The 26481-nt window shown below is 67.9% G+C and carries 26 protein-coding genes; 9 read left to right on the forward strand and 17 right to left on the reverse strand.

What is annotated here, in order from left to right:
- Positions 1–175: 175 nt before the first annotated feature.
- The gene (locus AQY21_RS23315) at positions 176–1933 is read right to left on the reverse strand and encodes an FAD-dependent monooxygenase (protein WP_058099970.1); all 1758 of its coding nucleotides are present in this window, start codon (positions 1931–1933) and stop codon (positions 176–178) included.
- A 58-nt stretch (positions 1934–1991) separates the two neighbouring features.
- Complete coding sequence (locus AQY21_RS23320) at positions 1992–3065, reverse strand: maleylacetate reductase (RefSeq protein ID WP_058099971.1); 1074 nt, start codon at positions 3063–3065, stop codon at positions 1992–1994.
- A 93-nt stretch (positions 3066–3158) separates the two neighbouring features.
- On the opposite strand from AQY21_RS23320, the gene AQY21_RS23325 reads away from it, so the two are divergent.
- Positions 3159–4109: a LysR family transcriptional regulator gene (locus tag AQY21_RS23325; protein WP_058099972.1), complete on the forward strand. Its 951-nt coding sequence runs from the start codon at positions 3159–3161 to the stop codon at positions 4107–4109.
- Positions 4110–4113: 4 nt separating this feature from the next.
- Here AQY21_RS23325 and AQY21_RS23330 read toward each other — a convergent pair whose 3' ends face one another.
- The 11 genes from AQY21_RS23330 to AQY21_RS23380 form a co-directional block, all read right to left on the reverse strand.
- Positions 4114–4446: a hypothetical protein gene (locus tag AQY21_RS23330; RefSeq protein ID WP_058099973.1), complete on the reverse strand. Its 333-nt coding sequence runs from the start codon at positions 4444–4446 to the stop codon at positions 4114–4116.
- A 7-nt stretch (positions 4447–4453) separates the two neighbouring features.
- Positions 4454–5287 carry an intradiol ring-cleavage dioxygenase gene (locus AQY21_RS23335; protein ID WP_058099974.1) on the reverse strand — a complete coding sequence of 278 codons (834 nt, stop codon included), beginning with the start codon at positions 5285–5287 and terminating at the stop codon, positions 4454–4456.
- 21 nt (positions 5288–5308) lie between these two features.
- Complete coding sequence (locus AQY21_RS23340; protein WP_238986887.1) at positions 5309–6346, reverse strand: branched-chain amino acid ABC transporter permease; 1038 nt, start codon at positions 6344–6346, stop codon at positions 5309–5311.
- An 11-nt stretch (positions 6347–6357) separates the two neighbouring features.
- Positions 6358–7221 carry a branched-chain amino acid ABC transporter permease gene (locus AQY21_RS23345; RefSeq protein WP_058099976.1) on the reverse strand — a complete coding sequence of 288 codons (864 nt, stop codon included), beginning with the start codon at positions 7219–7221 and terminating at the stop codon, positions 6358–6360.
- The gene (locus tag AQY21_RS23350) at positions 7221–7934 is read right to left on the reverse strand and encodes an ABC transporter ATP-binding protein (RefSeq protein ID WP_058099977.1); all 714 of its coding nucleotides are present in this window, start codon (positions 7932–7934) and stop codon (positions 7221–7223) included. Before AQY21_RS23350 ends, AQY21_RS23345 begins: the two co-directional genes overlap by 1 nt.
- A complete protein-coding gene (locus AQY21_RS23355) occupies positions 7931–8650 on the reverse strand; it encodes an ABC transporter ATP-binding protein (protein ID WP_058099978.1) in 720 nt (239 codons plus the stop codon). The genes AQY21_RS23350 and AQY21_RS23355 overlap by 4 nt, the downstream gene beginning before the upstream one ends.
- Positions 8650–9915 (reverse strand): ABC transporter substrate-binding protein, encoded by a 1266-nt coding sequence (locus AQY21_RS23360; protein WP_058099979.1) that lies wholly within the window; start codon positions 9913–9915, stop codon positions 8650–8652. The genes AQY21_RS23355 and AQY21_RS23360 overlap by 1 nt, the downstream gene beginning before the upstream one ends.
- A 343-nt stretch (positions 9916–10258) precedes the next feature.
- A complete protein-coding gene (locus AQY21_RS23365; protein WP_058099980.1) occupies positions 10259–10957 on the reverse strand; it encodes an ABC transporter ATP-binding protein in 699 nt (232 codons plus the stop codon).
- Entirely contained in the window at positions 10950–11741 is a 792-nt protein-coding gene (locus tag AQY21_RS23370; protein WP_058099981.1) for an ABC transporter ATP-binding protein, read from the reverse strand. The genes AQY21_RS23365 and AQY21_RS23370 overlap by 8 nt, the downstream gene beginning before the upstream one ends.
- A complete protein-coding gene (locus tag AQY21_RS23375) occupies positions 11741–12916 on the reverse strand; it encodes a branched-chain amino acid ABC transporter permease (RefSeq protein WP_058099982.1) in 1176 nt (391 codons plus the stop codon). The genes AQY21_RS23370 and AQY21_RS23375 overlap by 1 nt, the downstream gene beginning before the upstream one ends.
- 4 nt (positions 12917–12920) lie before the next feature.
- A complete protein-coding gene (locus AQY21_RS23380) occupies positions 12921–13838 on the reverse strand; it encodes a branched-chain amino acid ABC transporter permease (protein ID WP_058099983.1) in 918 nt (305 codons plus the stop codon).
- Between the two features lie 285 nt (positions 13839–14123).
- On the opposite strand from AQY21_RS23380, the gene AQY21_RS23385 reads away from it, so the two are divergent.
- The 7 genes from AQY21_RS23385 to AQY21_RS27225 all read left to right on the forward strand — a co-directional run bounded on the left by AQY21_RS23385 (position 14124) and on the right by AQY21_RS27225 (position 21524).
- Complete coding sequence (locus AQY21_RS23385) at positions 14124–15260, forward strand: branched-chain amino acid ABC transporter substrate-binding protein (RefSeq protein WP_058099984.1); 1137 nt, start codon at positions 14124–14126, stop codon at positions 15258–15260.
- Between the two features lie 147 nt (positions 15261–15407).
- A complete protein-coding gene (locus tag AQY21_RS23390) occupies positions 15408–16862 on the forward strand; it encodes a 4-hydroxyphenylacetate 3-hydroxylase family protein (RefSeq protein ID WP_058099985.1) in 1455 nt (484 codons plus the stop codon).
- Positions 16863–17300 (forward strand): RidA family protein, encoded by a 438-nt coding sequence (locus tag AQY21_RS23395; protein WP_238986889.1) that lies wholly within the window; start codon positions 16863–16865, stop codon positions 17298–17300.
- Between the two features lie 7 nt (positions 17301–17307).
- Positions 17308–17985 (forward strand): DUF1028 domain-containing protein, encoded by a 678-nt coding sequence (locus tag AQY21_RS23400; RefSeq protein ID WP_058099986.1) that lies wholly within the window; start codon positions 17308–17310, stop codon positions 17983–17985.
- A 55-nt stretch (positions 17986–18040) separates the two neighbouring features.
- Complete coding sequence (argE, locus tag AQY21_RS23405) at positions 18041–19210, forward strand: acetylornithine deacetylase (protein WP_058099987.1); 1170 nt, start codon at positions 18041–18043, stop codon at positions 19208–19210.
- Between the two features lie 80 nt (positions 19211–19290).
- Positions 19291–20259 carry a LysR family transcriptional regulator gene (locus AQY21_RS23410; protein ID WP_058099988.1) on the forward strand — a complete coding sequence of 323 codons (969 nt, stop codon included), beginning with the start codon at positions 19291–19293 and terminating at the stop codon, positions 20257–20259.
- 95 nt (positions 20260–20354) lie between these two features.
- A complete protein-coding gene (locus AQY21_RS27225; RefSeq protein WP_065169982.1) occupies positions 20355–21524 on the forward strand; it encodes a LysR substrate-binding domain-containing protein in 1170 nt (389 codons plus the stop codon).
- Positions 21525–21553: 29 nt separating this feature from the next.
- On the opposite strand, the gene AQY21_RS23420 is transcribed toward AQY21_RS27225, so the two are convergent.
- From AQY21_RS23420 to AQY21_RS23435, 4 genes are all read right to left on the reverse strand, one after another.
- Entirely contained in the window at positions 21554–22108 is a 555-nt protein-coding gene (locus AQY21_RS23420; protein ID WP_058099989.1) for a HutD family protein, read from the reverse strand.
- 24 nt (positions 22109–22132) lie between these two features.
- Complete coding sequence (locus AQY21_RS23425; RefSeq protein ID WP_058099990.1) at positions 22133–22900, reverse strand: adenylyltransferase/cytidyltransferase family protein; 768 nt, start codon at positions 22898–22900, stop codon at positions 22133–22135.
- A gap of 114 nt (positions 22901–23014) precedes the next feature.
- A complete protein-coding gene (locus tag AQY21_RS23430) occupies positions 23015–23488 on the reverse strand; it encodes a DUF6644 family protein (RefSeq protein ID WP_058099991.1) in 474 nt (157 codons plus the stop codon).
- Between the two features lie 3 nt (positions 23489–23491).
- Entirely contained in the window at positions 23492–23875 is a 384-nt protein-coding gene (locus AQY21_RS23435; protein WP_058099992.1) for a DUF6152 family protein, read from the reverse strand.
- 228 nt (positions 23876–24103) lie between these two features.
- Here AQY21_RS23435 and AQY21_RS23440 point away from each other — a divergent pair, with 228 nt between their 5' ends.
- Entirely contained in the window at positions 24104–26476 is a 2373-nt protein-coding gene (locus tag AQY21_RS23440) for a penicillin G acylase (protein ID WP_058099993.1), read from the forward strand.
- Positions 26477–26481: the final 5 nt, after the last annotated feature.

Consider the following 26481-nt stretch of genomic DNA (forward strand, 5'->3'; position numbering starts at 1 on the left):
CGGGTTACAGCATGACATGATCGGCGGATAACATGACGCAACGTTATATGAATCGTCCCCGCGCCGAGTGGTAAGGCAGTTCTTATCGGTAATCAATAAAATTTTCGAAAAAATGGAATGCCATCGGGCGCGCCCCTTGCAGAGCGCGCCCGGCCGTGGTGGTGCGGGGGATGATTCAGCGCGCCAGCACTTGCCGCAGCACGCGCGACAATTCGGCCTCGGGCTGGGGAACAAGGCCGGTGGCACGCCAGCAGACATGGTGGTCGGGGCGCACCAGCAGGCAGCCGTTATCCTTGATTTCCGAGGCGCGGGCCCAGTCGCCGCTGTGATCGACATAGGCCTGGCGCGGGCCGATGACATGGGCGACCAGGTCGATGCCCAGATCGCGCGCCACCTGGCCGGCCGCCTCGGCCCAGGCCTCGCCGCCAAGCCCGGTCAGCAGGGTGAAGCGGCCATGGCCGCACAGGTCCAGCGTCGAGACCTCGGCCCCGTCGTCGTGGCGGTAAAGCCAGGCATGCGGCAGGCGGGCGCCCGGCCAGGTGGTCGGCTGGTAGTGCAGTTCGGGATCGAGCTGGAAATCCGGCTCGAGCTGGTTGTCGGTCACCACGGCATCCGAGCGGTAACGCTGGTTCATCTCGACGCCATGCGCGTCGAATTCGTATTTCTTGAAGGCGATGGCCTTGCGGATCGCCTCGCGCTGCAACTCGGCCTCGGGCGTGCCGTCGGTGCGGGCTTGCAGGTTCTTCTGCATCTGCACCGGGTCCACCCCCTCGGCCATGCCGAGCGCGGCAAAGATCGGGCCGGTCTCGGTGATGGACTGGTTGGCGCGGGTCACGATCTGCCTGGCCACCGGGGCGCGCTCGGCGTCATAGCTGTCCAGCAACCGCTCGCCGGCCTGGCCTTTCAGCACCAGGGCCAGTTTCCAGGCCAGGTTGAACGCATCCTGGATCGAGGTGTTCGAGCCCAGCCCGTTCGACGGCGGATGCCGGTGGATGGCATCGCCCATACAGAACACCCGCCCGTTCGCGGTCCGGGTGGCGTAGAAGTTGTTCACCGTCCAGGTGTTGGCGGACAGCAGCTCGATCTTCAGCTCGGGATCGCCGACCAGCTGGCGGGCGACGCCGGTGGCGAATTCCTCGGTCACCTCGGGCTCGGGGCCGTTGATGTCATAGCCCCAGACGATCAGCCATTCGTTCCAGGGCCGCACCATGCGCACCAGCCCCATGCCGATGCCGCCGACATCGGCGCCGGGCTGCATCACCCAGTAAAGCACCGAGGGCCGGTGCGCGACGTATTTCGACAGGTCGGCCCGGAACAGGATGTTCATCGAGCCGCCCACGCCCATCTTGCCCTCGAAGGGCAGGCCGGCATGTTCGGCGACCAGCGATTTGCCGCCATCGGCGCCGATCAGGTATTTCGAGCGGATGGTGATCTCCTGCCCGGTCAGCCGGTCGCGGCAGGTGGTGGTGACGCCGGTCTCGTCCTGCTCGTGGCGCAGGTATTCGGTGGACAGCCGCCCCTGCGTGCCGCGCGAACAGGCGGTCTTGAACAGCAGCGGCTCCATATAGGTCTGCGGCAGGTCGTTCATCCGGGTGGGCGAGGACATCAGATGCTCGGCCTTGGACAGCGGATGGTTGCCCCAGGCCTTCAGCCGGCCGATCTCCTCTCCCGCCAGGCTTTCGCAGAAGATGTTCTCGCCCATCAGTTCCTGATGGGTGGCGAACATATAGGCCTCGTCCTCGACATCGCGGCCGAGGTCGCGCAGCACCTCCATGGTGCGCTGGTTGGTGATATGGGCGCGGGGCGTGTTGGCCAGCCAGCGATAGCGGTTCACCGCCAGGTTGGCGATGCCGTAGGTCGACAGCAGCGCGGCGGTGGCCGAGCCGGCCGGGCCGGTGCCGATGATCAGCACATCGGTGGTGATATCAGTCATTCGGGGTCTCTCCTCCCAGAGGGTTTCGTCAAAAAGGGATGGCTGCGCGGGCGGCGGCTCAGCGGCCCGGTGCCTCGCCCGCCCAGGCGGCGGCCAGCAGCCGGCGCAGGGCGTCGCGCTCGACCGGGCGCGGGTTCCAGTAGGGGTTGCGGGTGGCGATCTCGGCGGCGCGGTCCAGGTCCGTTTCCTTCAGGCCCAGGTCGCGCAGCGCCAGCGGCGCGCCGCTTTCGCGGGCGAAGTGGTGAAGCGCCCGTCCCGGATCGGCATCGCCGAAGATCTCGGCCACCGGCGCCAGCAATTCGGGCACCGCCTGCGCGTTATAGGCGATGGCATGGGGCAGGATCACGGCATGGGTCTCGGCATGGGGCAGGTCGAAGCTGCCGCCCAGCGTGTGGCAAAGCTTGTGGTGCAGCGCCATGCCGACCTGGCCCAGCACCGAGCCGCAAAGCCAGGCGCCATACAGCGTCTCGCCCCGCGCCGCCAGGTCGCCGGGCGCGGCGACGACGCGGGGCAGGGCGTCGCGAAAGGCGCGCAGCCCCTCGACCGCCATCAGCGAGGTCAGGGGCGAGCGGTCGCGGGCGTAAAGCCCCTCGGCGGCATGGGCCATGGCGTTCAGCGCGCTGGTCACGGTCATGGCCACCGGCAGGGTGGCGACCAGCTCGGCATCGTAGAGGATGACCTCGGGCTGCACCCGGCGGTCGGTGATCGTGGTCTTCAGCCCGTTTTCGGTCTGGCCCAGGATCGGCGTCGCCTCGCTGCCGGCATAGGTGGTGGGCACGACGATCTGCGGCAGGCCGGTGCGCAGCGCGATGGCCTTGCCGAGGCCGGTGGTCGAGCCGCCGCCCACCGCGACCAGCACGTCGGCGCCGATGCTGCGGGCCTGCTCGGTTGCCTGTTCCGAGACCTCGACCGGGGTGTGCATGACCGCGCCGGTGAACCGGCCGACCGCGCGGTTGCCGCAGAGTGCGGCGAACTCATCGGCCATCCCGGCCTGCTGCGGCGTCGTCAGGATCAGCGCGCGGCGGGCGCCAAGCGCGTCGATCTCGTCGGCGATGCTGTTGCGCACGCCGCTGCCGAACCGCACCCGGACGGCCGGGCTTTGCGCTGTGAATTCCTCGCGGAAAAAGGACACTGGTTTTCCTCCCTCGATCCTCGTCCCGGGGACGTTACACCGGCCAAAGACAAATATTGATCGGATGAACGAAACATAATATGATAATAAGTTATGAAAATAGACAGCGAACATCTGGAAATCCTGGCGGTGATCGTCGAGAAGGGTGGGCTGACCGAGGGGGCCGAGGCGCTTGGCAAGTCGCAGCCCTCGGTCTCGCGCAGCATGGCGCTGCTGGAAAAGCGCATCGGCATGCCGCTGTTCCAGCCCGGCCGCCGGCCGCTGCGCCCGACCGAGCTGGGGCTGAGCCTGGCGCGCTTCGGCGCCCGCATCCGCGCCGCCAACCAGGAGGCGAGCCTGCTGGTCCAGCGCTTCCGCAAGGGCCATGCCGGGCGGCTGCGGGTCGGCGGCTCGCCGATCTTCATGGACGGCGTGGTCTCGACCATGATCGCGGATTTCCAGATGCGCCACCCCGAGGTGCAGATCGACCAGTCCTATGGCTATGTCGATACGCTGGAGGCATCCTTGCGCAATGGCACGCTGGACATGGCGATCCTGCCCCTGCATCCCAGCCAGGTGCCGCCGGGGCTGAGCTTCACTCCGGTCCTGCCCAGCCGCAACGTGGTCGCGGCCCGCGCCGGCCATCCGCTGATCCGGCGCAAGGCGATCACGCAGGCCGATCTCGCGCCCTATACCTGGATCGCGCCGCCGGCGAACAGCCCGCTTTACCGTGATCTGGAGCGGGCGCTGAAATCCATCGGGCAGGAGGATTTCAACGTCAGCTTCTCGGGCGGCACGCTGGCGTCGATCCAGTCGGTGATGGCGGGATCGGACGCGCTGACCGTGCTGCCCTATTCGGTGGTGTTCCTGTCGCGCCGCAGCGTGCCGATGGAGGCGCTGCCGCTGCGCATCGACCACCCTGAGCGGCAGTTGGGCCTGTTGATGCCCGAGGACCGGCCCGGCCCGCCGGCCATGCGCCAGCTCATCGTCTTCCTGACCGAGGAATTCGCCCGGCTGACCGCGCGGATGGAGCACGACCAGCAGGTGACGCGGCGGCGCGGCTGAGGGCCTATTTCAGCGCCAGATAGGTCTCGGGGTCCAGCATGCCCACCCGCACCGCGACATCGAGGCCGCTGGCCTGTTCCAGCACCTGCCGCATGGTCCCGGCGACGGCGCGGATGCGGTCCGGCGTGCGCCCGCTGCGCGGCAGGATCAGCAGCTCGGCATTCACCTGCGGCTGGTCGGGCAGGCCCACCACCGGCAGCGCGGCGATCTGGCAGGCACTGGCTTCGACCGCCAGCCCCTCGCAGAGCAGGTCGCGCAGCCGGGGCAGCGCGTCCTCGATGGCGCCGCGGCAGGCGGCGAGGCGGGTTTCGTCGATATAGATCTTGACGTTGGGCATGATCGGCTCAGGCGGGAACGAGGATGAAGTCGAAGGGCGAGCGCCAGAGGGTGTCGCCATCGACCCGCTGGAAGGGGGCGATCAGCGTCTCCTTGACGCCGAACACGGTATCGTCGGCGATATAGTCGTCCTCGGCGACGAAGGTATGGGTGACGACGCGCTGATAGCCCGGCGCGGTCACCATGTAATGCATATGGGCCGGCCGATAGGGATGGCGGCCCAGCCTGCCCAGCATCTGCCCGACCGGCCCGTCATCGGGGATCGGATAGCTGACCGGCTTGATGCCGATAAAGCTGTAGCGCCCGTCCGGCCCGGTGACGAAACGGCCGCGATTGTTCCATTTCGGCTGGATGTCCGGCTGCTGCACGTCGTAATAGCCGTCGGCATTGTCGGACCAGACATCGACGGTAGCGCCCTCGACGGGATTGCCGTCGAGGTCCAGCACCCGGCCCTCGAACAGGCAGCTCTCGCCCTTGCCGTCCAGGCTGATGCATTCGCCCATCTGCCGGATCGGCGCGCCCTCGACATGGAAGGGGCCAAAGACGGTGTTCTCGGTCGCGCCTTCGGGGCGGCGGTTGTTGATCGCATCGACCAGCATGGAAAAGCCCAGCACGTCCGAAAGCAGGATGAACTCTTGCCGCTCGGCCGAGCAGATCTGGCCGGTGCGGGTCAGGAAGTCGATGCCGAGCTCCCATTCCTCCTGGGTCAGGGCGATTTCCTTGGCGAAGGCGTGCAGGTGCTTGACCAGGCAGGCCATTACCTGCCGCAGCCGCGGGTCGATATCCTCGGCCATGCGGGCGTTCACCGCCTCGACCGAGCCTGCTTCGGTGAAATAGGACATGATGCTTTCCTTTCGTGAATCTCAGGGCCGGACGGCCGATGCAGAGGCGGGGGCGCGGTGGCCCAGCGGCAGCAGCTCCAGCCCGGTGCGTCCGGACAGGCTGCCCCAGAGGCCGCGCCGGGCGAACAGCATGACCGCGATGCCGAACAGGCCCAGCACGATCAGATAGGCGCTGCCGTAATCCGAGAGCAGCCGCTCCAGCGCATAGAACACCACCACGCCGACGATGGGGCCGGGCAGGGTGCCGATGCCGCCGATCACCACCACGAACAGCACGAAGGCGGTCCAGTCCAGCAGCGAGAAGGCCGCGTCGGGGGTGATGCGGGTGATCTGGATGAACAGCAGCCCGCCGCAAAGGCCGGTGCCGAAGGCGGTCAGCAGAAAGACCAGCGCCTTGAGCCGCACCGGATCGACGCCCACCGCGCGCGCGGCCATGGCATTGTCGCGGATCGCCTGCAAGCCCAGCCCCATGCGCGAGCGCAGGAAGGCCCAGGACACGCCCAGCGTCACCAGCACCAGCCCCAGCGCCAGCCAGTAAAGCAGGATGTCGCTGGCCGCGGCGCTGGAAACGCCCAGCCATTCCTTGACCGGCCCGACGCCCAGCATGTCGCGGGTGGTGCCCTTGGGCAGCGAGGTGCCGGTGCCGCCGCCGAGCGCCTTCCACTGGCCCAGGCCCAGCCGGGCGATCTCGGCCGCGACCCAGGTGCCGATGGCGAAATAGGCGCCGTTCAGGCGAAAGACGAAACAGGCCACCGGCACGGCCAGCGCCATGGCGACCAGCCCGCCCAAGAGCACGCCGGCCAGCGGGTCCAGCCCGAACAGGATGACGGCGGCGAACATGGTATAGGCGCCGATGCCGACGAAGGCCTGCTGCCCGACCGAGACCAGCCCGGCAAAGCCCGCCAGCATGTTCCAGTTCAGCGCCAGCACCAGCAGGCAGAGGATGCCGAACAGGTCCTGCACCACGGCGCGCGGGCCGATCAGCGGCACCAGGGCCAGGGCGGCGGCGCAAAGCACGGCGAGGGCCAGGGGGCGATATGCGGGAAATGAGGTTTTCATCATGGCGCCCTTCAGTCGATGGCTCGGGGGAACAGCCCGCGCGGGCGGACCATCAGGATCAGCACGAAGGCGACATGCCCGGCCAGGATCTGCCATTCCGGGTTGATCGCCGCGCCCATGGTCTGGGCAAGGCCGATCACCACGCCTCCGGCCAGCGTGCCCCAGAGGCTGCCCAGCCCGCCGATGATCACCGCCTCGAAGGCATAGAGCAACCGGGCCGGCCCGATGGACGGGTCGAAATTCGCCCGCGTGCCCAGGTAGAGCGCGGCGATGGCGGCGACGACCAGGGCGATGCCGGTGGCCATGGCGAAGATGCGCTGCGGCCGGATGCCCATGAGCTGTGCGGTCACCGCATCGTCCGAGGTGGCGCGGAAGGCGCGTCCCAGCGCGGTGCGGTAGAACAGCAGGTTGAGCCCCAGGATGACCGCGACCGCCGTGGCCAGGGACATCACCGGCATGACGCCCATCTGCACCGGCCCGACCGCGACCGAGGCGGATTCGACCGGCCCGGCCGCCAGCTTGCGGCTGTCGGCGGTGAAGGCGGCAAGCAGCCCGTTCTGGATCACCACCGACAGCCCGAAGGTGACCAGCAGCGGCGGCAGGATGTCCTCGCCCAGCACGCGGTTCAGCAGCCGGGTCTGCAAGAGCCATCCCAGCGCGAACATCAGCGGCATGGCGATCAGCGCCGCGACGAAGGGGTTCATGCCCGTCACCGTGCCGAGGCCGAGGATCAGATAGGCGCCCAGCACGATCAGGTCGCCATGCGCCAGGTTCACCAGCCGCATGATGCCGAAGACCAGGCTGAGCCCGGCGGCGAAAAGCGCATAGAGGCCGCCCAGCAGCAGGCCCTGCACGATTGTATCCAGCGAAAACATCAGTGGGTCGCTCCGAAATAGGCGTCGTGGATGGCGTCGCGCGACAGGTCGCCCGGCCGGCCGGACAGGGTGATGCGGCCCTCCATCATGCAATGCACGTAATCGGCCACCTTCAGCGCCTGGCCCACGTCCTGCTCGATCACCACGATCGAGGCGCCGCTGGCGCGGATCTCGGGGAAGGCGGCATAGATCTCGCGGATCACCACCGGGGCGAGGCCGAGGCTCAGCTCGTCGCAGAGCAGCACGCGCGGATTGGACATCAGCGCCCGGCCGATGGCCACCATCTGCTGCTGGCCGCCCGACAGCGCCGTGCCGGGATGGTGGCGCCGCTCGCGCAGGGCGGGGAACAGCCTGTAGACGCTTTCGAGGTTCCAATGCCCGGCGGCCCGGCGCGCATGGGCGCCGATCAGCAGGTTCTCCTCGACGCTGAGCGAGGGGAACAGCCGCCGCCCCTCGGGCACCATGGCGATGCCGGCCATCAGGATGCCGGGCGCGGCGGTGCCGGTGATGTCGCGCCCGTCCAGCCGGACGCGGCCGGCGCTGATGCGGGCGATGCCGGTGATGGCGCGCATCAGGGTGGTCTTGCCGGCGCCGTTGGCGCCGATGATGGCGACGACCTCGCCTTGCTCCAGCGCCACGTCGACGCCGAACAGCGCCTGGAAATCGCCGTAATGCGCGGTCAGGCCGGAAACCGACAGGATGGGTTCGCTCATACCTCGGCCCCCAGATAGATCTCGCGCACCTCGGCCGAGTTCATCACCGTCTTGACGTCGCCGACCATCAGCAGCCGCCCGAAATTCAGCACGATCAGCCGGTTCACGACGCTGTTCAGCGCATGCAGCACATGCTCGATCCAGACGATGGCGGTGCCCTCGGCATGGATGGCGCGGATGGTGGCGACCAGTTCGACGCATTCGGCATCGGTCAGCCCGCCGGCGATCTCGTCGAGCAGCAGCACCCGCGGCCGCGTCGCCATGGCGCGCGCCAGCTCCAGCCGCTTGCGGCTGAGCAGCGGCAACCCGCCGGCGGGACTGTCGGCCACGCCGGCCAGCCCGGTGCGGCGCAGGATGTCCATGCAGAACTCCGGCGCCTCGGCCGCCGCAAGGCCGCCGCCGAACCGCGCCGCGACCAGCAGGTTCTCATAGACCGACAGATGGCCGAAGGGCTGCGGGATCTGGAACGAGCGGCCGATGCCCGCCGCGCAGCGCGCCATGACCGAATCGGCGCTGACATCGCGGCCGTCCAGCAGGATCTGCCCGGCATCCGGCCGCAGGTTGCCGGTGATCAGGTTGAACAGGGTCGATTTCCCGGCGCCGTTGGGGCCGATGATGCCAAGCGCCTCGCCCGGTTGCAGGTCGAAGCTGACATCGTCGGTGACCTTCAGCGCGCCGAAGCTTTTCGACACGGATCGCAGCGAAAGCAGGGCCATCACGCCAGCGTCCGGATGCTGTCGCCCAGCGGGATCTCGGGCGCCAGGGCGTTCTCGACGATCACCAGATCGAAGCTGCCATCCTCCTTGCGGCGCCATTGTCCGCCGACCAGCGGCGTCTTGGCGACGTTCTTGCGGGCGAATTCGGGCACGTTCTCCTGTCCCCAGGCGACGCGGCCGACCACGGTTTGCAGGTCGGTGGCGGCGATGGATTCGGCCAGCGCATCGCCGTCGGTCGGGTCCTCGGTGCGGCGGATGGCGTCGGCGGCGACCTCGAACAGCGCATGGACGAAGCCGGCGGGCTGGGTCCATTGCCGCTTCGCCGCCGCCTCGAAGGCGCCGGCCAGCTCGCCGGCGCTCTGCCCGGTCAGGGACGAGCGGAACGGGTGCTGCGGCGACCACCAGACCTCGGAGGTCAGGTTGTCGCCCAGCTCGCCAAGCGCGGCGACGCTTTCGGGAAACAGCAGCGCCTTGGCGACCGAAACCAGCTTGGGCCGGTAGCCCTGCTGGCGGGCCTGGGTCCAGAAGGTGGTGAAATCCGGCGGGATCGGGATGCCGACCAGGATCTCGGCCTGCGCCTGCTTGAAGGCGTTGATCTGGGCGCTGAAATCGTCGGTCAGGTTCTGGTAGCGGCCCGGATCGGTCAGCCTGTAGCCGGCTTCGGCCAGCGCCGGCGGCATGCCCACGTCCGAGGCCCAGGCATTGCCGTCGCTGTCGTTCGGCCAGAGCGCGCCGACCGATTTGTTGGTCTGCACCGTCTCCCACATGTTCATGAAGACCCGGACATTGTCCTCGAGCCCCCAGAAGAAGTGATAGGCATAGTCGAATTCCTGCCAGCTTTCCGCGTCGGCCGGATTGCCCTGCTGGCCGATGAACCAGGGCTGCCAGGGCGCCACGGTCGAGATCACCGGGATCTCCTCGGATTCCGCCACGCTGCACACCGGGTTGGTGGTCTCGGGGGTCGAGGCGACCAGCAGCAGGTTCACCTCGTCGCGGCTGATCAGCTCGCGCGCCACCTCGGCGGCGCGGTTGGGGTTGGACTGGCTGTCCTTGACTATGACCTCGACATCCAGGCCAAGCCCCGGTGCTGCGGCCAGGAACTGCCTGACGGTGAAGTCGTCCGCCGCCGAAAAGGCCGAAAGCGGCCCGGTCTGCGGGCTGACATAGCCGATCCTGATCGCCTTGCGCTGCGCGAGCGCCGGGCGTGCCAGCCCCAGTCCCGCCAGCGCCGCGCCCGAAGCGATGAATGTCCGTCTGTTGAGCATTGCCTAACCTCCCATGATCCGCCGCATTCCGTTGCGGTGGCGTGGCCCTCCTCTGGCCGGCGCCTGCGGCAAGCGTCCTGAGGCAGCACTCTATCTTGGGGAAGGCGGCCATATCATCGCATGGTCGCGCAGAAATATGCCTTTGGGTTATGTCTATGCGGATTGCATCCATGGGCGGGCCGGCACCGATCCCGCCGACTCCTGCGGCGAAACCCGGCCCGGCCCAGCCAGGCCGGGACGCGGCAAGCGTGAGGCGCCGCCCCGCTGGGGGACGGCGCCTCAAGGCATTCGCATTGGCCGGGGTCGGCATGGGACGGGCCAGCGGGCCGGCCGGTCCCGGCGGTCACAGATACATGTGCCGGATCGTGTCGTCCTGAAGCATCTCGGCGCGGGTGCCGCTGACCGCGATCTGGCCGCGCACCAGCAGATAGCCGCGGTCCGAGATCGACAGCGCGGTCTCGGCGTTCTGCTCGATCAGCAGCACGGTCTTGCCCTCGGCATGGATGCGGACCACGGTCTCGAAATATTCATCGATCAGCTTGGGCGACAGGCCCAGCGAGGGTTCGTCCATCACCAGCATCTCGGGATCGCCGATCAGCGCCCGCGCCAGTGCCACCATGGCCTGCTCGCCCCCGGACATGGTGTTGGCCTGCTGGTTCATCCGCTCGCGGATGCGCGGGAACATGTCGTAGATCAGTTCCAGCCGGCTCTCGAAGGGGATGGTGCAGCCCGAGGCATCGTAGCCGAGCTTCAGGTTTTCGCGCACGGTCAGCGAGGGGAACAGCCGCCGCCCCTCGGGCACGAAGCCCACGCCGAGCGCGGCGAGCTTTTCCGTGCCCAGGCGCGAGATGTCGCGGCCCATCAGGCGCACCTCGCCGCCGTCCAGCGGCAAAAGCCCGGTCAGCGCCTTGAAGGTGGTGGACTTGCCGGCGCCGTTCGGACCCAGCAGGCAGACGAGTTCGCCCTTGCCGATGGTCATGCTGACCCCGCGCAGCATGGCGACGGGGCCATAGGAGGTGCTGACGTTGCTGAGTTCAAGCATGTTCGACCGCCTTCTGTCCGAGATAGGCCTGCTGCACGCGGGGAAGCTGGCGCACGGTGGCGAAATCCCCCTCGGCGATCTTCTTGCCGTAGTCGATGACCACGACATTGTCGGGCAATTCGGCCACCAGCCGCATGTCATGCTCGATGATCAGGAAGGACAGGCCGGGATTGTCGGCCATGACGCGGCGGATATCGGCCATCAGCGCGGCCGTGTCGCGGTCGTCCATGCCCGAGGAGGGCTCGTCCAGCAGGATCAGCCGGGGATGCGAGGCCAGCGCCCGGGCGATCTCCAGCCGGCGCCGGTCGGCCTGCGGCAGGATGCCGGCGGGCTGGTAGCGGCGGGCGAAAAGCTCGTCCGAGATGCCGCGCAGGATCGTCTCGGCCTCGGCGGCGCAGGCCTCCAGCTCGCGCCGGGACTTCGCCGGGCGCAGCAGCGCGGTCAGCACGCCGGTGCGGGTGCGGCCATGCATGCCGATGATGACGTTGTCGAGGATCGACAGGTCCTCGAACAGCCGCGAGGACTGGAAGGTCCGGGCGATGCCGCGCATGGCGATCTTGTGCGCGGGCAGGCCGGTGATCTCGTCGCCCTGCAAGGCCACCGTGCCCGAGGTCGGCCGGTAGATGCCGGTGATCAGGTTGAACAGCGTGGATTTCCCGGCCCCGTTCGGGCCGATGATGCAGGTGATGGTCGAGGGGGCGACGGTCAGGTCGACGGCATCGACGGCGACGAGGCCGCCGAAGCGGATGCCGAGCCCGCTCAGTTTCAGCAGCGGGGTGGTCATCAATGGCCTCCGTAATGGCGCTGGCGTTGCGGGAACAGCCCCTTGGGGCGCAGAATCAGGAACAGGATCACCACGACCGAGACGAAAAGCAGGCGGTAGTCGGAAAATACCCGCAGCTTTTCCGGCAGCATGGTCAGCAGGAAGGCGCCCAGGATCACGCCCAGCGTGTTGTCCATGCCGCCGACGATCACCATGGTCATGATCGTGACCGAGACCAGGAAGGTGAAGTTGTCGGGCGAGATATACGAGATGTAGAAGGCATAGATCGTGCCGGCGAAGGCGGCCAGGAAGGCGTCCACGCCGAAGGCCAGGATCTTGTACCAGACCACGTTGATGCCCTGGCATTTCGCCGCCAGCTCGTCGGCGCGGATCGCGTTCCAGGCCAGGCCGACGCGGCTTTCGTGCAGCCGCTTGGCCGACAGGATCGCCAGCCCCAGCAGCGCCGCCGAGAGATAGTAGAAATTCGCCTGCGAGGGCAGCCGGAAGCCGAACAGCTCGATGGGCCGCATGAAGGAATGGCCCAGCAGGCTGGGCGCCGGGATGCCGACCAGGCCGTTCGGGCCGCCGGTCCAGCTGAGATTGTTCAGCATCTGGTGGATGACGATGCCGAAGGCGATGGTCACCAGCGCCAGGTAGCTGTCGCGCGTGCGCATCGACGGGATGCCCAGCAGGAAGCCGAAGACCGTGGCGACGATGGCGGCGGCGGGCAGCGTCGCCCAGAAGGTCCAGCCGAAATGGATCGCCAGCAGCGCCGAGGTATAGGCGCCGATGCCATAGGTCGCGCCGGTGGCGAAGTTCGGGATATTGGCCGAGCCGAGCTGGAAGTTCAGCGCCAGGGCCAGCACCGAATAAAGCAGCGAGACGATCAGCAGGTGCAGCGCATAGGTGTTGCCGCCCAGGAAGAACGGATAGATCAGCACGATGGCGACGGCCAGCACCGTGGCCAGCCCGCGCGCGTCGTGAAAGGCGGCGACGATCACCTCCTCGATCTGCGGGCGGAGTTGCAAGGCGGCGAACAGCGCGCCCATCACCGCCAGCAGCGCCACCACCAGCGGCGTCGATTCGGCCAGCAGGAAGGCGCCGAGCAGGATCGCGCCGCCGATCTCGGTCGCGGCGACGATCAGGCTGGCGGGCAGGGCGGCGCGGCTCTGGATATTGGTCAGGGTCGTGGACATCGGCTCAGACCTTTTCGAAGACGGGCTTGCCCAGCAGGCCCGAGGGGCGCAGGCACAGCATCAGGATGACGAGCAGGAAGGCGAAGACGAGGCGGTACGAGGCGCCGTCGGCGATGTTGGCCTGCACGATGCTTTCGATCCCGGCAATGGCGAGCGCGCCCAGGATCGCCCCGGTCATCGAGCCGAGGCCGCCGATCACCGCGGCGGAAAAGCCGATCAGGCCCAGCTGCACGCCGAAGTCGAATCGCACCACCCCGGCATGGCTGGCGAAGAACAGCGCCCCCAGCGCCCCCGCCGCCGAGGCGAGGAAGAAGGTGAAGGCGAAGATGCGCGAGGGGGTGATTCCCATCAGCCGCGCGGTCGCCGCATCCTCGGCCACGGCGCGGATGCGGGTGCCGATGGGCGTCTTCTGCATCAGCCCATACATCAGCGCCACGACCAGCGCGGTCGTGCCGACGATCAGCACCGGCTGGGCGGGCAGCCGCAGCGGGCCGAGCTCCAGGAAGCCCTGGGCGATGGCCGGGAACGCCTTGGGGTTCGAGCCCTGCGGATAAAAGCCCCGGATCAGCTCGCGGATCACCGTGCCCAGGGCCACGGTGGCCACCAGCGCCATCATCGCCGGCGAGCGGCGAAAGCGCGAGATCACCAGCTTGTCCGCGCCGATGCCGATCAGCCCCGTGACCAGGATCGCGATGGCCAGCACCGTCAGGATCGGCAGGATGCCCATGCTGCCGCCGGTGATGCCGAAGACCGCCTGAAGGCTGCCGAGCGCCACGAAAGGGGCGATCATCGACACGTCGCCATGCGAGAAATGGATGACGTTGAGCAGCCCGAACAGCAGGCTGAACCCCAGCGCCACCAGCGCGTAAATACTTCCCAGAACCAGCCAGTTAAGCAGGTGCTGGAGGATCAGACTTTCCATGTCGTCCTCCCATGTTGATGCGTTGGATTGGTTTTTCCGACGAAGATGACGGCGGGAGCGCCCATCAGGCAAATGAAATGCTTGGCCGGATGCTTCGTATTTTTTGAGGCACTGGTTCAGTTAATGCGACTTCTCAGCCGGGCGGAAATCGGTCGATGTTCGGGGTGCGACAACAAGCCGCGAGACCGGCGAGCCAGCATCCCCGAAAGGGTGCCCGGCCGGCCAACGCGGCAGATCCCAACCCAAACGCGACCGCGGAAACTTCCGCTTCGACAGGAGAGGTCCATGGCTTTCATGCCCACCACCCGCCGCGCCGTTCTGGCCGGTCTCGTGCTTTCGACGGCGGTCTTTGCCGCCCCCGCATTCGCCGAGAAGGCGAAGGTCAAGATCGGCTTCATGGGCCCGCTTTCGGGCGGCAACGCCCAGCAGGGTCTGGGCGCCCGGAACGGCTTCCTGCTGGCGATCGAGCAGGCGAATGCCGATCCGGCCGGCCAGTATCAGATCGAGCCGGTGGTGCTGGACGACGCCTCGGACCCGCAGACCGGCGTCGGCGCGGCGATGAAGCTGGTGAACGACCCCGATGTGGTGGCCGCGACCGGGCACTGGAACTCGCCCGTGGCGCTGGCGACCATGCCGGTATTCTCGCGCTTCCAGACGCCGCTGGTGATCTGGGGCGCGATCTCTCCGGCGATCACCGAGCAGAACCTGCCCGAGGTGACGCGCGTCACCCCGACGCTTTTGACCGAGAACCAGCCGCTTTCGGAATGGATGGTCAAGGATCTGGGCGCCAAGCGCATCGCCGTCATCGCCGACACCTCGGATTACGGCAAGTCGAACGCCGAGGCGATTGCCGAATTCGTCCCGGCGGCGGGCGGCGAGGTGGTCTCGACCGACCTGCTGCCGGTGGGCTCGACCGATTTTCGCACCGTCCTGACCTCGCTGAAGGGCAAGCAGGTCGATGCGGTCTATTTCGGCGGCGTCATCACCGAGGCCGGCATCCTGGCCCGGCAGATGAAGGAAGTCGGGCTGGACAAGCCGATGCTGGGCATCTCGGGCTTCTACGACCCGGAATTCATCGCGGTGGCGGGCGACGCGGCCTCGAACACCATCGTCTCCTATCCGGTGGCCTCGCAGACGCCGAAGCTGGCCAAGATGGAGGCCGACTACCAGGCCAAGGGCTTCGCCGAACCGATGAGCCCCTATACGAAATACGCCTTCGATGCCGCGAACATCATCATCCAGGCGATCAACGAGGTCGGGGTCGAGAACAAGGCCAAGCTGGCCGAGACGATCCGCGCGATCCAGCATGACGGCGCCACCGGCCAGATCACCTTCGACGCGAACGGCCAGACCCAGACCCCCATCGCCATCGAGCTGAAGACCGTCAAGGACGGCGCCTGGACCACCTATGCCAAGTCCTGACGCCCGCTGATCCGATCCATCCCCGCCGGCCGATCCCGCCCCTGCGAACGTTTGCAGGGGACGGGAGAGGTCTGCCCGATCCCCCCCGCCGAGGGCCAGCGCGCCCGGGCCGAACCCATCCGCCGAAAGGCCAATCCCGAGGAAATCATGTTAAGAACCGGAGAACAGTATCGCGACTCCATCCGCGACGGCCGCCGCGTCTGGATCAATGGCGAGCGCGTGCAGGACATCACCCGGCATCCGATGTTCAAGCCGCTGGTCGATATCCGCGCGCATATCTACGACATGGCCCATGCCGAGGCCACGCGCGACCTGATGAGCTACGAGGAGAACGGCGAGCGTTTCTCGGTCGGGCTCAAGCTGCCCTTCACCCGCGAGGACTGGCGCGCCAAGCGCGCCGCCACCAACGCGGTTCTGGAAGAGGTGGGCGGCATCGTCACCCGCGTCGGCGACGAGACGGCGGGCGAGATGTGGTCGCTGTTCGACGGCCAGGACATCCTGAACGAGGTGGATCCGCGCTTTTCGGAAAACATCCGCAACCACATCCACCGCGTCATCATGACCGACCCCTTCCACGTCTCGGCCAATACCGATCCCAAGGGCGACCGCTCCAAGCGGCCGCAGGACCAGGACCCGGACATGCTGCTGCACGTGGTCAAGGAAACCGACGCGGGCATCATCGTGCGCGGCGCGAAATACGAGACCGCCGCCGCCTATGCCAACCAGGCCTTCACCAAGCCGACCATCGCCAACTGGGGCAACGAGGCCATGTCGGATTACGCGGTGGGCTTCGTGTGCGACTTTTCCTCGCCCAACCTGCGCTTCATCGCCCGCACCGGCTTTGCCGGCCGCGCGCCGGCCCGGGACTATCCGCTGTCGAACCGCTTCGACGAGGTCGAGACGCTGGTGATCTATGACGACGTGCTGATCCCGTGGGAAAACGTGCTGTTCTACCAGCACACCAAGGCCGCGACCTTCATCCGCGCCACGCTGCACCGCTATTCCGCCTTTGCCTTCGTGCAGCGCAACCTCAAGCTTGCCGACCTCTTGATCGGCGCGGCGCTGTGGAACGTGCGCCAGACCGGGCTGGAGCATCAGCCGGCCGTGCAGGAAAAGCTGGCGACGCTGGCCTGCTACCGCGAGGGGATCAACGCCCACCTGACCGCGGCCATCGCCGAGGCCGAAGAAAGCCCCGGCGGGCTGATGATGCCGAACCAGTCGCTGCTGATGACCGGCCGGGTGCTGGCCTGTTCGCAGCTGCATCACATGATGCATCTGGCGCGCGAGCTTTGCGGCGGCCAGATCTGCATCACCCCCGATGCCGCCTGTTTCGAGGACCCCGAAACCGCGCCCTGGCTCGACAAGTTCTATACGCTGAACGAGAACTGGGGCAGCGAGGATCGCCGCAAGCTTCTGGCCTATGCGCGCGACCTGCTGAACTCGGACTATGCCGGCCACCGGCTGACCTTCCAGCTTTTCGCGCAATCCCCGCCCTTCGCCCATCTGGCTGCCGTCTATCGCAACTTCGACTGGAACGAGGCGCTGCGCTTCACCCACAAATCCGCGGGCCTGTCCGATCAGGTCTGGGGCACGAAACACTGAATGACCGGAGCAGACACCATGACCATCCATCACCGCATCCGCCCCTTCAACACCAAGGAAACCTATCCCGAGCAGAAGCTGAACAACGACCTGAGCCAGGGCGTCGTCGCCCGCGGCACCATGGTCTTCCTGCGCGGCCAGGTCTCGCAGGACCTCGAGACCCGCGAATGCCTGCATGTCGGCGACCCGGCGGCGCAGACCCGCAAGACCATGGAAAACATCCGGATGCTGCTGGAAGAGGCGGGCTCGCGGATGGAGCATATCTGCCGCATCGTCGTCTATGTGACCGACATCCGCTATCGCGAGGCGGTCTATCAGGAGATGGGCAAGCATCTGCAAGGCGTGCATCCCTGCTCGACCGGCATCGTGGTCCCGGCGCTGGCCCGGCCCGAATGGGTGGTCGAGATCGAGGCCACCGCCGTCATCCCGGACGCATGAGGCGGGCATGACCTTCTCGATCTCCGCCCGCTGCCCCGAGACCGGCATGTTCGGCATCGCGGTCTCCTCCTCCTCGCCCTGCGTGGCGGCGCGTTGCGCCCATGCGCGGGCGGGCGTGGGGGTGGTCGCGACCCAGAACGTCACCGATCCGAGCCTGGGGCCGAAGGGGCTGGACCTGATGGCGCAGGGGCTTTCCGCGGCGCAGGCGCTGGAGCGGCTGGTGGCCGAGGCGCCGCATGTCGAATACCGCCAGCTGGCGCTGGTCGATGCGGCGGGCGGCACCGCCGGGCGTTCCGGCGCCCGGACGCTGGGCACGCATGGCATCGCCTATGGCGAGGGCGTGGCGGCGGCGGGCAACCTGCTTCGCTCGGACGAGATCCCGCGGAAGATGGTCGATGCCTTCATGGCGGCCAGCGGCCGGCATCTGGGCGACCGGCTGTTGGCGGGCATGCGCGCCTCGGTCGCCGCCGGCGGCGAGGAGGGGCCGGTGCATTCCATGGGCATGCTGATCGTGGACAGGGTGAGCTGGCCCATAGCCGACCTGCGCATCGACTGGAGCGAGGGCGATCCCATCGAGGATTGCGCCGCCCTGTGGGAACGCTGGCGGCTCGAGATGGACGCCTATGTGACCCGCGCGCTGAACCCCGACGCCGCGCCCAGCTATGGCGTGCCCGGCGACGAATGATCCCCCCAACTCGGGGGCGGCCCGTGCCGCCCCCGGTCTTTGCGACGAGATTTCCATGACCGCGATCCCCTCGACCGTCGATATCCTGCGCCGGCTGGTCGCCTATCAGACGGTGTCCCGCCGCCCGAACCTCGACCTGCTGGACTATGTCGAGGGGCTGCTGCGTCCCGCTGGGGCGCGCGTCGAACGCTTCGCGCATGCCGATGGCAGCCGCGCCAATCTGTGGGCGACCATCGGTCCCGAGGGGCCGGGCGGCGTGGTGCTGTCGGGCCATACCGACGTGGTGCCGGTGACCGGCCAGGACTGGAGCCTGGACCCCTTTGCCCTGACCGAGCGCGACGGGCTCTATTACGGGCGCGGCACGGCGGACATGAAGGGCTTCGTCGCCGCCGCCATCCATGCCGCCCTGCATGCCGCCCGGCGCGATTTGCGGATGCCGCTGCATCTGGCGCTGTCCTATGACGAGGAAATCGGCTGCATGGGCGTGCGTGGCATGATCGAGGCGCTGGCCGCGCGTCCCGACCGTCCGGCGCTGTGCATCGTGGGCGAGCCGACCGGCATGCGCATCGCCGCCGGCCACAAGGGCAAGGCGGCCTATCGCGCCTGCTGCCATGGCCGCGAGGGCCATTCGGCGCTGGCTCCGAACGCGCTGAACGCCTTGCATCTGGGCGCGGCCTTCGTCGCCGGGCTTCAGGTCCGGCAGCAGGAACTGGCCAGCAGCGGTGCCCGCGACCCTGCCTATGACATTCCCTATTCCACCATCCATGCCGGCATCATGCAGGGCGGCACGGCGCTGAACATCGTGCCGAACCGCTGCGAGATCGATTTCGAGATCCGCAACATCGTCGCCGACGACCCTGCCGCGATCCTGGCTGCCATCGCCGGCGATGCCGAGGCCATCGCCGCCGCCCATCGCGCCCGTTTTCCCGAGGCGCGGATCGAGATCGAGACGGTCTCGGCCTATCCCGGCCTCGACACCCCCGAGGACGCGCCCGCGATCCGGCTGCTGCGCCGCATCACCGGGGCGGACGGGCCGGCGATCAAGGTGGCCTTCGGGACCGAGGGCGGGCTGTTCCATCAGGGCCTTGGCATGTCCACGGCGATCTGCGGGCCGGGCTTCATGGAGCAGGGCCACAAGCCCGACGAATTCGTTGCCGCCGAACAGCTGGCGGCCTGCGACCGGATGCTGTCGCGCCTGCTCGATGCGCTGGAGGCGGCGGCCTGACCCAAGAACCAGCTTCCAATTCGGCGGGTGAGCGCGGAAAGAATGTTGCCACTTTGCGCGCATGACAGGGGACCAGGACGATGCGATTCACGCTCAGGCAACTCAGCTATTTCATCGCGGCCGGCGAGACGCTGTCGGTCACCAAGGCGGCCGAGCAGGTCAATATCTCGCAGCCCTCGATCTCGGCGGCCATCGCGCATCTGGAGACCGAGCTGAACGTGCAGCTTTTCGTGCGCCATCACGCGCAGGGCCTGTCGCTGACGCCCGCCGGCACCCGGCTGCTGCGCGCGGCCAAGGAATCGCTGCGCGCCGCCTCCGAGCTTTACGACGTGGCCAGCGACGTGAACGACCATGTCGCGGGCACGCTGAATGTCGGCACCTTCTTCACCTTCGCGCCGCTGATCGCCCCGGAGCTCTGGACCGGTTTCTCGGGCCGCTACGAGGCGGTGCAGATGACCATGGCCGAGGGCAGCGAGGTCGATCTGTTGGAAAAGCTGCGGCTGGCGCGGATCGACCTGGCGCTGACCTATGACCTGAACCTGCCGCCGGATGTCTCGTTCATCGAACTGGCGCGGCTCAGGACCTATGTCATCGTCGGGGCCGGGCATCGCATGGCGGATCGCAAGTCCGTCCGGCTGGCCGAGCTGATCGACGACCCCTTCGTCCTGCTGGACCCGCCGCTGACGCGCGACTACTTCCTGGGCATGTTCCGCAAGATCGGCGGCACCCCCCGCATCGTGATGGAAACCTCGTCCACCGCCTCGCTGCGCTCCTATGTCGCGGCGGGCATCGGCTACAGCATGATGACCGTCCGGCCTGCCAACCGCCATGCCGAGAATGGGCTGCCGCTGGTCTATCTTCCGATCGAGGACGTCTCGCAATCCATCGCCTTCGGCATCGCCTATCTGACCGAGCTGCGCCGGTCGCGCGCGGCCGAGGCCTTCATCGACTATTGCCGCGAGGTGATCCGCGACGGCGCCCTGCCGGGCATGCTGCCGGCCGAGCAGACCGAATGCGGGCCCGAGGATCCGGCCCATCAATCTTCCTGAGGCAGAGCTGCGGAAAACACGATTTTGGCCCGAGGGCAAAAGCCGGCAATCTGCATGCAGGACAATCGGAACGAACCCACGCAAGGACAGCAGCCATGAACGCCGACCCGCAGATGCCCCAGATCCCGCTTCGCGACCGCTTCGTCGCGGGGATGAGCCATGCCGCCTGCACGGTGAATGTCGTCACCACCGACGGCCCGGCTGGCAAGGCGGGGGTCACGGTTTCGGCCATGGCCTCGGTCTCGGCCGATGGCGAGGCGCCGACGCTGCTGATCTGCGTCCATCACCTCAGCCCGGCGGCGCCCAGGATCATCGAGAACGGCGTGCTGTGCGTGAACGTGCTGCGCGAGGACCAGTCCTATATCTCCGAAGCCTTCGCCGGGCGTTTCAAGGACGAGCTGGGCGACAAGTTCGAATGCACGGACTGGGTGGTGCTGGCCAATGGCACGCCGCGCGTCGCCGACCCGCTGGTGGCATTCGAGTGCCATGTGCTTTCGGCCGAGCGGGTCGGCACGCATCACGTCCTGCTGTGCGCCGTCGATGACACGCATAGCGCTCGGCTCGGCTCGCCGCTGATCTATGCCAACCGCTCCTATGGCTCGTCGCGCCGGATCGATGCGCCGCGCAGCATGCGGGGCGTGCTGAACGGCGAGGGGATCAAGCTGAAGGTCGGCTGCTTCCACACCTTCGGGCCGTTCCTGATGCCCTCGCTGATCCGGCAACTGGGCGGGCTCGATATCGAGCTGCTGGAAGGCGACCAGCGCCGGCTGACCGAAAGCCTGGTCTCGGGCGAGTCCGAAATCGCGGTGCTCTATGACAACGACCTGGACGAACGTTTCGAATGGCAGGCGCTGAGCGTGCTGAAGCCCTATGTGCTGATGGCCGAGGATCATCCGATGGCGCGTCAGGCCGAGATCCTGCCGACCGACCTGGCGGCCGAGCCGATGGTGCTGTTGGATGCGCCGCCCTCCAGCGCCTATTTCACCGGCATCCTCGAGGCGCAGGGGGTCGAGCCGCTGATCGCGCATCGCTCGGCCTCGTTCGAGATGGTGCGGGGCATGGTCGCGCATGGGCTGGGCTATACGCTGCTGTGCACGAAGCCCGCGTCGAGCATGAGCTATGACGGGTTGCCGCTGGTGGCGCTGCCGCTGGCGGGCGATCATGCGCTGTCGCAGATCGTGCTGGCCTGGCGCAAGGGGCATGCGCTGTCCAGCGCCGCCCAGCGTTTCGCCCAGAAATGCCGCGAGAAATTCGCGCGGGCCTAGTTCGGCGGGGCCTGACGGCCCGCCACGCGTCAGCCAGCGGGCGCCAGGGCGACGACCAGCGCCCGCCCGCCGCGCCGCAGCGGTCCCGGCCCGCAGATCAGCGTATCCTGCCGGGCAAGGTAATGCAGGCGGCCGCCGGTCTCGGCCTGCTGGGGCTCCAGCGCGAACAGGACGGTCAGGCCGGCCGCCTCGTCCATCCCCTTTTCCAGCACCGCCGCCCGCGCGATGGTCCAGGCGTCGCGATCGGCCATGACGTTGAACACCCGCACCGGCCCGCCGACGGGCCGCCCCACCGGCGCCAGGCCGGTGTCGAAGCGGAAGGGCGCCAGCGGGGCCAGATGCTCGCTGCGGCTGCCGAAATCCAGCACCAGCCCCGCGCCCTCGATCAGCGTGATGACCCGGTCGGCGCCGGCAAAGGCGGAAAAGCCGCCATCCGTCAGGATCGGCGCGCGCGAGATGCGGATCGAAAAGGCGTCGCGGTCGCCGCGGGGCGGCCAGAGCCAGACCTCGTCCGTGGCGCCGGTGCCGTTCTTCCACGGCATGGTGCGATAGGCGCTGGCCGGCAGGTGCAGGGGCAGTTCCATGGGGTTCCTTTCGGGCAAGGCGGATCAGTCGCGCCGATCCAGGAATTCGATCCGTCGCGGCAGGCTCTCGGGGGACAGGATACGGCCGTCCGCGTCCAGCCGGACCAGTTCGGGCCCGGCGCCGCGCTGCGCACGGACCAGATACCGGCCCGCCGGCGGGCGGATCTGCGCGGGGGCAAGCCACCCGGCATCCAGCACGCCCTCCCATGGACGGCCGAGGCAGCGCCGTGCCTGCCGCATGTCGCCGGCCAGGATCGCCTCGCGCGCCGCGGTCGAGGAAAAGCCGCCCTGCAACGGCAGGACCGTGACACCGATGCCGCGCGCCGTGCATTCCTGCGTCAGGGTCCGGGTCGTGCCCGCGCGTTTCGCGCCGAAATGGAAATCCGCGCCGACCACCACATGCGAGACCCCCAGCCGCCGGCACAGCACCTCGTCGATGAAGTCGCAGGGCGTCATGCCGGCGAAGGCGCGGTCGAAGACGGGCTCGAACAGGTAATCCAGCCCGATCCGCCGCGCCGTCCCGTGCTTCTGTTCGGGCAGGGCCAGGCGGAAGGGCGCGGCCTCGGGGGCAAACACCTGGCGCGGATGGGGCTCCACCGACATGACGCCGACCGCCCGCCCGTCCGCCGCAATCCGACGCGCCGAGCGGATCAGGAACTGGTGGCCGCGATGAAAGCCGTCGAAATTCCCCAGCACGATGACGCCTTGGCGCAGCGCCGACCCTGCCGCGATGCCGCTGCGCAGGATCGCCAATTCCGGGCGGAACGGATGGGGAGAGGGGATCTGGGTCATGGCTTGCTCATCGTCCTGGCCGTTTGCCCAAGACTAGCGAAGCCGCGACCCCGCAAAAAATCGCCATTCCATTGCCAGCGTCTCAGGATTTCCGATGCAGCGGCACCAGGCGCGTCACAGAAAGCCGATCCAGCGCCCCGCCAGCAGCACCGACAGCCAGATCGCCACCGAAAGCGCCGCCAGAATGCGCGCATCCGGGCCGGGCGCTCCGGTCTCGACTGCCTGTCGCCAACCCTTGCCGATATGTTGCAGGGCGACGACCACAAGGCCAAGTGCGATCAGCGCCATTTTCCAGCGGAAGGCGGCATTGGCCAGATAGTCGCGGCCCGCGACCGACCACAGGACGGGGCCGGTCGCAAGGGCGATGGCAAGCCCGACCCCCGCTGCACGCGACAGGAAGGGCGCCAGGACGCGCAGCGCCCCGCCGCGGATGATCCCGACAAGGCGAAGGTCCAGCGGAACGATCGCCCCCAGCAGCAGCGCGATTCCCAGGATATGCGTGGCATTCACCACCATGTAGAGATGGCCCGAACGGCGCAGCGCCGCCGCCAGGGCGGTGCTCTCGGCCCAGGCCGCGAAGTCCTGCACGGCTCAGTCCTGGATGCGATCAGGATACATGTCGTAGTTCTGCCCGTCGATCACGATGCGGACGGCCTTCATATGCGCGCTTTGGTCCTGGTTGCGATTGCCGATCACCGTGATCGCATCGCCCGGCTCTGCCGTGTCGGCGGTAAAGCCCGAGCGGGCGGTCTGGTTGGGATTGCCCAGATCGACCTGCCAGACGGTGCCCTGGGCATCGCGGACCTGAATGGTGGGATGGGGCGGGTTCATCGAGACGCTTTCGATGGTTCCCTCCAGCGTCGACTGCTCGCCTTCGGCCCATGACCAGCCGTGATGCGCAAGCGCGGGCACAGCGCCGAGCGTCAGGGCAGCGGCGAGCATGATGGAGGGAAGGATGCGGGCTTGGATATGCATGTCGGACCTCTTTTTCGGATGTTGGTCGGGACTGCCGCGCGCCAGGTGGTGGCCGCCGCTCCATGATCCGCCAGCGCGCGCCGGTCTGCGCTGACAATCGCGTGAACGCCGCGATCTGCCGGGGGCGTGATTTCTGAGCGATGGGCTTTCAATAATTGACCGACCGAACGGTTAACGATAACCATGGCGAGGCGCCGGAGGAGGCGCCTACACCCGGAGGAGAATCACATGTCCAGGTCCCTGCTTGGCCGCCTGTTGCTGTCGGCCGGCCTTTCCGCCCTCGTTGCCTGCCCGGCGCTGGCCGACACCCAGGTCGAGATCATCCGCGACGACTGGGGCGTGCCGCATGTCTATGCCGACGACGTGCATGGGCTTTACGCGGGCTTCGGCTACAGCGTCGCGCAGGACCGGCTGTTCCAGATGGAGATGGCGCGGCGCTCGGTCCTGGGCGAGGTGGCCGAGGTGCTGGGCATCGAGCGGCTGCCCTTCGACATCCAGACCCGGGCCATGTTCGACCATGCCGAGATCCGCAGCCAGATCGAGGCGCTGGCCCCGGAAGAGCGCGACATCCTGCGCGGCTATGCGGCGGGCTTCAACCTGTGGGTGGACCGGGTTCTGGCCGAACCGGCTGAGCTGATGCCCAGGCAGTTCAACGATTTCGGCTTCAAGCCCCGGCGCTGGACCGAGTTCGACGTGGCGATGATCTATGTCGGGACCATGGCCGGCCGCTTTTCGGGCTACAGCTCCGAACTGGGCAATGCCAAGACGCTGGCCGAACTCGAGGCGCAACTCGGCCCTGAAAAGGCGCGCGCACTTTTCGACCAGATGTTCTGGAACGAGGACCCGCTGGCCCCGACCACCGTGCCCGAGGGCGAGCAATACCAGCGCAAGGCCGGGCTGGCCCCGCCTTCGGCCAGCCGCTTCGCCGAATTGCTGCACGCCGGCGAGTTGCCCGGCGACGACGACCGCCCGCGCGCCAGCAACCTGTGGATCGCCGGGCCGCAAAAGACCACCGATGGCAGCACCATCCTGATCAACGGGCCGCAATTCGGCAATTTCAACCCGTCCTATGTCTTCAGCATCGGGCTGCACGGCGCGGGGTTCGACCTGACCGGCAACACGCCCTTTGCCGTGCCCAACGTCCTGTTCGGCACCAACGGCACCATCGCCTGGGGCGCCACCGCCGGGCCGCGCGACGTGAACGACTATTACCGGCTGGAGCTGAACCCCGAGAACCCGCGCCAATACCGCGCCGGCGACGGCTGGAAGGAGATGACGGCGCGCCGCGAGACCTTCCGCGTCAAGGGCCAGCCCGAGGTCGAAACCACGGTCTGGGAAAGCGATTACGGCGTGGTCGGCCAGATCGATCCCGAGGCGGCGACCGCCTATGCCTTCAACCGCGCCTGGGACGGGCAGGAGATCTCGACGCTCATGGCCTGGGTGAACTCGACCAAGGCGCAGAATTACGAGGAATGGCTGGACCAGGCGGAAAAGGTCGCGACGACGATCAACTGGTATTACGCCGACCGGGACGGCAACATCGGCTATGTCTCGCCCGGCCATGTCCCCCTCCGCGCCGAAGGCCACGACCAGCGGCTTCCGGCCCAGCCGGGCAAGGACGACTGGCAGGGCGTGCGGCCCTTTGCCGATGCGCCCAAGGCCTATAACCCCAGCCAGGGCTGGATCGCGAACTGGAACAACCGCTCGGCCAAGGGCGATGCCGCGAATTTCGAGGCCACGCCCTGGGGCAGCGCCGACCGGGTGGTCGAGATCACCGCGCGGCTCGACGCCAAGGACAAGCTGACCCCCGAGGAGATCTGGGACATCAACCGCGAGATCAGCTTTCTCGACATCAACGCGCGCTATTTCCTGCCCTTCATCCTTGATGCGGCCGAGGGCATCGACCCGCAAAGCCAGCGCGCCGAACTGGTCGAGATCCTGCGCAACTGGGACGGGCAGCAGATCCGGGGCGAGGACGGCCGCGCGAGCTCCCCGGCGGTGGGGCTGTTCCAGACCTGGCTGGACGTGATGGTCGAGGACGTGCTGCGCGACGACAGCCCGGCGATCCCGCCGGCGATCCTGTACAACCGCATCTCGCGCGCCGCGCAAATGCTGCACAACGCGCTGCTGGGCGAGCGGGCCGGCGTGCCGCAGACCCATGATTTCTTCAACGGCGCCGATGAGGCGGGCCGCAAGGAGATCATCCTGGCCTCGCTGGACAAGGCCGCCGCGCGGCTGGCCGACAGGTTCGGCAGCCAGGAGCCCGCCGACTGGCGCATCGAGATCAAGCAGCATGTGTTCGAGACCAGCAACTACCTGGGCATCCCGCAGGCCGGCGAGGACGAGACGCGCGCCATCGGCACCGCGATGAACCGCGGCACCGAGAACAACCGGATCACCTTCCGCGACGGCAAGGCCGAGTTCTGCGCCGTGACCCCGCCGGGCCAAAGCGGGTTCATCGGCCCCTCGGGCGAGGCGTCGCCGCATTACGAGGACCAGCTGGCGCTTTACCAGAACTTCGATTGCCGCCCGCAGGCGCTGACCCGCGACGAGGTCGAGGCCGCGGCCGTGTCGCGCGAAACCATCGCCGTTCCGCGCTGAGGTTC

Source organism: Paracoccus sp. MKU1, from assembly GCF_001447385.1.
GTDB lineage: Bacteria > Pseudomonadota > Alphaproteobacteria > Rhodobacterales > Rhodobacteraceae > Paracoccus.